The organism is Variovorax sp. Varisp36 (assembly GCF_047304235.1).
Lineage (GTDB): Bacteria > Pseudomonadota > Gammaproteobacteria > Burkholderiales > Burkholderiaceae_C > Variovorax.
Map to the genome: position 1 here is coordinate 1 of NZ_JBGLYU010000094.1, position 2,076 is coordinate 2,076.

Consider the following 2,076-nt stretch of genomic DNA (forward strand, 5'->3'; position numbering starts at 1 on the left):
ATCAGCCGATGGATCGGCTCGCCCGCCTCGGCTGCCTGCCTGCACGCACCCCACGAGGCCAGTTGCGCACGCTCCGCCTCGCCCAGCAGCGCCACGTCGCCCACCGCCTGTCCGGGGTGGTCCGCCAGGGCCTGCAGCACCGCCAGGTAGTGGCCCGCCATGCGCTCCATGGTCCGCGCCTCGAACAGCTCCGCCGCATAGCTGAACGTCGCATGCAGCCGACCGTCAGGGCTCTCGTCGGTGACCAGCATCAGATCGAACTGCGCGGCCTGCGCCCCCAGGCCGTAGGGTTCCAGCGCAAGGCCCGGCAGCCCATCCAGTCCCGAGAAATCTCCGCGCTGATGATTGAACAACACCTGGAACAACGGCTGGATGCCCGGCACACGCTCCGGCTGCAGCGCTTCGACCAGTTGCTCGAACGGCAGGTCCTGATGCATCTGCGCACCCAGCGCCGCTTCGTGCGCCTGCGCCAGCACCTGCAGCAGGCTGGTGCGGCTGTCCACCAGCGCGCGCAGCACCTGCGTGTTGACGAAAAAGCCAACCACGCCTTCGGTCTCCATGCGATGGCGATTCGCGATCGGCACGCCCACGCGAATGTCTTCCTGGCCGCTGTAGCGGCCCAGCAGCACCTGGAAACCGGCCAGCAGCACCATGAACAGCGTGCCCTCCTGATGCCGGGCCCGCTTCTGCAGGCCCTGAACCAGCGACGCGGGCACTTCGAACCGGTGGGTGGCCGCACCGTACCGGCCATCGAGCCTGCGGGCGTGGTCGAGCGGCAGTTGCAGCACCGGCTGCGTCCCGCCGAGCTGCGTCTTCCAGTAGGCGAGCTGGCGCTCCAGCTCGCCGGCCTCCAGCCAGTGCCGCTGCCACACTGCGTAGTCGGCATACTGGATCGGCATCGGCTGCAACACCACTGCTTCGTGCTGCACGCAAGCGCGGTACTGCGCCGCGAACTCGTCCACGATGATCTGCAGCGACCCGCCGTCCGAGACGATGTGGTGCATTACCAGCACCAGCACGTGCGTTTCGGGCGCCAGGCGGATCAGCGCCACCCTCATCAGCGGTCCCCGCGTCAGGTCGAAGGGCGTGTTGCCGATGCGCCGTGCCGCTTCGCGGGCCATGGCCTCGCGAGCGCCGGCGTCCGCCAGGCTCAGGTCCAGCAGCGAGAAGTCGAGTTGGCTGTCCTCGCGGATCACCTGCTCGGCGAGTCCGTCGGCATCGGCGCGAAACACCGTGCGCAACGATTCGTGGCGTGCCACCAATGCCTCGAAGCTGGTTCGCACCGCGTCCACGTCCAGCGCCCCCGTGAGCTTGAGCGCATCGCTCACGTGATAGGCCGTGCTCTGCGGATCGAGCTGCCACAGGAACCACTGGCGCAACTGCGCGTAGGAGACATGGCAGCGGTCCTGCGCGGCGTCTTCGCGCGGCAGGATGGGAAACTGATCGAGCGTCAGGCCCTTGGAACGGATGCCCTCGTACACCACGCGGCGCTGCTCGGCCGGCAACCGGGAGAAGCGCTCGGCGATGCGGCGGGCTGCGGTGGTTTCCATCAAACGGTCTCCATGCTGTCGATCAGCGAATCGATTTCTGAAAGGGCCTGGACCACGGGGCTGTCCCGGAGGGCCCCGGCGATCCGGGCAGCCATGGCAGCCAGGGTCGGGTACTGGAAGACGTCGCGGATGGTGAGTTCGCTGTGCATGGCGGCATGCAGGCGCGCCACGAGCCGCGCGGACAGCAGCGAATGGCCGCCGAGTTCGAAGAAGTTGTCGTTGCGGCCCACGCGCTGCACGCCCAGCACTTCCGCCCAGATCGCGGACAGCTTCTCTTCCGTCTCTCCCAGTGGCGTTTCATATGCGTTGCCCGCCGAGAACTCCAGCGCCGGCAACGCGTTGCGGTCCACCTTGCCGTTGGCGTTCAGCGGCAGTGCATCGAGCACCACCAGCACGCTCGGCACCATGTAGTCGGGCAGTGCTTCGCCCAGGCGTTCGCGCAGTGCCGTCGTGTCGATGTCGTGCCCCGACACGTAACCCACGAGCCGCGTGCCCGTCGGGCCTTCGTTGGCGATGACCACCGCCT

At 68.0% G+C, this 2,076-nt stretch carries 2 protein-coding genes; both read right to left on the bottom strand.

Annotation, left to right across the window (positions count from 1 at the left end):
- On the bottom strand, positions 1-1,550 hold a 1,550-nt coding region (locus ACCD11_RS28280), incomplete at its 3' end, for a condensation domain-containing protein (protein WP_413316441.1).
- Positions 1,550-2,076, bottom strand: a 527-nt coding sequence (locus ACCD11_RS28285; RefSeq protein ID WP_413316443.1) for a phosphopantetheine-binding protein, incomplete at its 5' end; no start/stop codon positions are given. The genes ACCD11_RS28285 and ACCD11_RS28280, both read right to left, overlap by 1 nt.